The sequence below is a fragment of the Atopobacter sp. AH10 genome, assembly GCF_003664595.1.
Taxonomy (GTDB): domain Bacteria; phylum Bacillota; class Bacilli; order Lactobacillales; family Aerococcaceae; genus Atopobacter.
Window position 1 is genome coordinate 1 of sequence record NZ_QXPZ01000051.1, and the last position, 3,248, is coordinate 3,248.

Annotated in this window: 6 protein-coding genes; 2 read left to right on the forward strand and 4 right to left on the reverse strand. The window is 37.2% G+C overall.

What is annotated here, in order from left to right:
* Both D3H64_RS09245 and D3H64_RS10455 read right to left on the reverse strand, forming a co-directional pair.
* A partial coding sequence (locus D3H64_RS09245; RefSeq protein ID WP_199700163.1) for a hypothetical protein occupies positions 1-424 on the reverse strand: 424 nt, incomplete at its 3' end.
* A 213-nt stretch (positions 425-637) separates the two neighbouring features.
* Positions 638-1,693 (reverse strand): hypothetical protein, encoded by a 1,056-nt coding sequence (locus D3H64_RS10455; RefSeq protein ID WP_233554932.1) that lies wholly within the window; start codon positions 1,691-1,693, stop codon positions 638-640.
* A gap of 247 nt (positions 1,694-1,940) precedes the next feature.
* Here D3H64_RS10455 and D3H64_RS09255 point away from each other — a divergent pair, with 247 nt between their 5' ends.
* The gene (locus D3H64_RS09255; RefSeq protein WP_121565940.1) at positions 1,941-2,135 is read left to right on the forward strand and encodes a type II toxin-antitoxin system HicA family toxin; all 195 of its coding nucleotides are present in this window, start codon (positions 1,941-1,943) and stop codon (positions 2,133-2,135) included.
* Between the two features lie 20 nt (positions 2,136-2,155).
* Positions 2,156-2,557, forward strand: a complete 402-nt coding sequence (locus D3H64_RS09260) for a type II toxin-antitoxin system HicB family antitoxin (RefSeq protein WP_121565941.1) — start codon at positions 2,156-2,158, stop codon at positions 2,555-2,557.
* A gap of 262 nt (positions 2,558-2,819) precedes the next feature.
* Here the strand turns inward: D3H64_RS09260 and D3H64_RS09265 are convergent, their stop codons facing one another.
* Positions 2,820-3,008 carry a hypothetical protein gene (locus D3H64_RS09265; RefSeq protein ID WP_121565942.1) on the reverse strand — a complete coding sequence of 63 codons (189 nt, stop codon included), beginning with the start codon at positions 3,006-3,008 and terminating at the stop codon, positions 2,820-2,822.
* A 9-nt stretch (positions 3,009-3,017) separates the two neighbouring features.
* Positions 3,018-3,248 (reverse strand): polymorphic toxin type 50 domain-containing protein (locus D3H64_RS09270; protein WP_233554933.1); only part of this gene is annotated, 231 nt, incomplete at its 5' end.

The window sequence follows — 3,248 nt, forward strand, 5'->3', positions numbered from 1 at the left end:
GATTGGTTACAAAAGAAGTATTCACTTTTGCGCCGTTTCCATAAGTTATTTGACTAGCTACTACAACATAATTAACCGACTCGTGATCTTTAGAGCCAAACAAAGTTAATCCTGGGGCAAATAAAAAGAACAGGATGTCCCGTTCAGCGTAAAAATCTTTGATCTGTTTCAAAATAGAAAATGGTGGGTTATCTACAACCACCGCCCCATTGGAATAGTCATAGTTTTCATAATCCCCTCCAGGATAGAAAGGGCGTACGACCTTGTTCCGATCGATTCCATATTCTTCCACCACAAAGTCTAAGACAACTTGATAGACCTCATCAGGTGTGTAACAATCATCCGTTGTCTTCTTCGGCTTAAATTTTTCGACAAAGCCCTCATAATCGTGAAATTTCTTCTCATTTTGGCTATTTACTCCCATTATTCCTCCTAATTTCTCCTATAAAAATAGGCATTGACCTATCGTCAACACCTGAAAATCTGCATAAAAATAGCACCCCTCGATTGAGTGAGTGCTTACTTGTTTTTCTTTTTATCTTCTTCTGCGGTTCTTATCATGTTTTCGATAAGCTCTTCATCTGAAATTGAAGATCCATCTAACATAGGAATATCTTTTTCTAACATAATTTTCTCCTCATCTAATTTTATAACTTATGCCTGCATGATATAAGTTTTTTATAAGTCGTTCAATGTCGTTTTCAATATTACCATATTTTTCTTTATGATCCTTAGTGATATGAATCGCCTTATGGATATCATACATAGATTTTTTTGTAAGATACATAACTCTACCTTGATTAGTAACAATAGTCAACGTTTTTACCGATGATGTTGAGAAAAACATATTTATGTCATTCTTCGAAAAACTAGACCCACCTGGATGATTATGCAATATCGTCAAGCTTCTATCTGTCGCACTATTGATCAGATACCTTGCTTGAACTGATTTGTTGATATCCACCGACACCTGGTCTCCATACACCACAACAGGCTTCCCTTCCGTCGTTATATGCATGACTTCGTTAGATTGGTTGTTTTGTTGAGCATCTCTTAATAAAACTTTATGAGCTTCCTGTATCCGTTTGTTCTCCTCTTGGGAATAGCCTGGAATTTCAACAAAAGGCACTTTCTCTATAGCTTGGTCTGTAATATAAATCTTTTTGCCACGCTTTTTAGCCATCTCTAAATTAAGCGCCTCATTCTTCCTCTCTTCTATCTTACCATCTTTATCCACATCACTCCATACTTTCGACCAAGCATTCTGCCTTTTCCCATTTCCTGGATAGTAGGTCAGTGTACAGTGGCAATTGGCGTGACGTCTGAAGATGTCTTTATCGATGGTGTCCTTGTTGTACTCAAACGTTCCGACCCGCTCTCTACAAAATTCACACTGACTATGAGATCTCTTCTTTCCCGTCCGTGCGCCTAGTTTACGCACGATTTTAGGCGCTAGGCCTAACTTGTGGTGAAAAGCAACATTTTTCTTTAAGGTGTCTGAAACAACAGAACGGGCATATGACGTCATGGCCTGCTCCACTTCTTGCGCTACTTCTGCATAACGCTCCGCTTGAGAGACTTTATTGACCAAGTTCTTCACTTTGTTTTCTTCTTGATCAACTTTAAGCCCCTTTATATGAAGCTTAGCTCCTCTATTTAAGCTTGTTTGAACATCAGCAGTGTAATTAGCCACTAAATATGGTTACCACTAGCGCTAGTGGATTGCCTTGCTTTAACTTTTGTCAACAGGCTTACCACATATCCCGCAAACATGTTGAGAGGCTAGCACCCGCTTTCGGTTCTTTTCAAAATTCATTCGATAAGCGCCTTGCCTGTCTAAGCTAACTATGGGGGTAGCTCCTACAAATAGTAAAAACATTTATTCTATTCGTTGACTTTATACGCCCTAGGCGTATAATAAAAGTGTAAGGGGGAGGGATATGTCAGAACGAGATGTCAAAGAATTATTAAAACTTGTTAAAAAATTAGGCTTTTCAGAAGTGCGATGTAAAGGAGACCACCACAGATACGAAGATGGCAAAGGACATAAAGTTACTATCGCCTATTCCAAGAAAAGTCAAACTATTCCCAAAATGACTTATAACGAAATATTAAAACAACTGGGGCTTAAATAGCCCCTAAGGAGGTTGCTCTTATGGCTCTAAACCGTTATGTTATCTATCCTGCTGTTTTTACCCCTGAAGAAGGGAATCCAAATATTCTTAACGTTAAATTTCCCGATGTGCCAGGTGCTTTAACTTTTGGATCAGATTTAAAAGAAGCAATGTTTAACGCTTCTGAAGCATTAGCTTTAATGCTCTACGATGAAAAGAATTTGCCGGTTCCTTCTGATATCAAAGTTATACGTGGCGATTATCCTAGTTCAATAGTTGAATATATTGGCGTTGACCTAAGTGAGGCAAGTAAAACTATTTCTACACCTAGCGTTAAAAAAAACACAACTATTCCAACTTGGTTAAACAACCTAGCCATCCAACACAACATCAACTTCTCCCAAACTCTAACAGAAGCCCTAAAAGAAAAATTAGGCGTTTAATATAAAACCCACCCTAACCATAACTGATAGGAGGCTGTTTAATCTGTCCTTCCTTCTTATTACTTGGCTAGGGTGGGTATTTTATAGAGTTTAGCAGAAAGAAAATAGGCATAGGTCGAAAGGGTTGTTTTCTTTGCATTTCGCTTAATCTGCTCCTTCTCCTTAATCGTCTTCTTCCTTTCAAATGGTCTGAATTTATTGCGGACTAAATCTGACCACGGAAAAAACTGCATAAAAATAGCACCCCTCGATTGAGTGAGTGCTAAATGATTTCTATAGATTTGATTTCTGATTCTAAAAACTCAATATAGTTATGTCCAACTTTCACATCCAACATATCTTCATTCTCATCATAACTTTCAGCATCACAATAATGAGCCATACCAGTCCACATTTTACCATCAATATCAGTCAAGGTAATTTTTTTGTTGTTATATTGCAATAAATTCATTTTTATTCCTCAATTCTCGTAATAAGTTGGGATTAGATGTACTCCAGTTTTACTATAATGAATAGTGATAGCATTAATGTCTTTCTTGGTATATACATCAATCCCAAGATGTAAGTCAGCTGTCAAGGTAATTTTTTCTCTATTCCCATAAGCTCCACTTTTAGTTATCTTTAACACACCTGTCATCTTATATTTATTATACAGCTCTTCCACATCAACATCATCATAAAAATAACTTTT